General features: G+C 55.7%; 1 protein-coding gene. It reads left to right on the top strand.

Annotated elements, in window-relative coordinates; all coding sequences use genetic code 11:
* Positions 1–340 precede the first annotated feature (340 nt).
* Positions 341–698, top strand: a 358-nt coding sequence (locus NKI25_RS36305) for a 4'-phosphopantetheinyl transferase family protein (RefSeq protein ID WP_502897509.1), incomplete at its 3' end; no start/stop codon positions are given.

Consider the following 698-nt stretch of genomic DNA (forward strand, 5'->3'; position numbering starts at 1 on the left):
CCGGAGGCCATTACTGCCGTACCGATTGTAGGCGACCACGTGACGATGATGAGTGTTCTGGAAAACCGCAAGGCTCTGGCCCGAGCCATTTCTACGCCTTTAACCGGGGTTCTTGAAAAAGATCCCTAGCGAACTGCACCGAAGGTTCTGGCACCCATACGAGGTTCAGTCTCGGATCGCGACAATCCCCAAATGTCGGAGAGTTCTGGCTCGGTGATCCAAAGATGGGAAGCATATGTGGTCTGCCGCCGCTGCTGATCGACGACCGAGTCGATCAACTCCAAGGCCAAGCTGCATTGGCTGAGCTTCTCATTCGAAAAGCTCAAAGGGACCAGATAGAATGGAGACTATCACCATTGATCAACAGAACATCCTCGTCGGCATCCGTCCAATAGAACCGGCTGACGACTCCACCTTGTACGCTTCCGAAGTTACCTCGTTGGGACGCGCTGTTACCAAAGTTCGCCGCCAAAGCGGTGCTGCAAGAGTAGTCGCCAGAACACTCCTTGGGCAACTGGGATTCCCACAACTGCCGATCCTAAAGACGCGCTCTGGTGTTCCGATCTGGCCACCCGGCGTCGTCGGATCTTTGGCGCACCACGATACCGTAGCAGCCGCCGCCATTGCAGGGACGAAAAGGATTGCGGCTCTCGGCATCGACATTGAGCCTAATGAACCTCTGCCGGAGAACCTGATCG

This window comes from Mesorhizobium sp. M0808, assembly GCF_040320025.1.
In the GTDB taxonomy this organism is placed as follows: Bacteria; Pseudomonadota; Alphaproteobacteria; order Rhizobiales; family Rhizobiaceae; genus Mesorhizobium.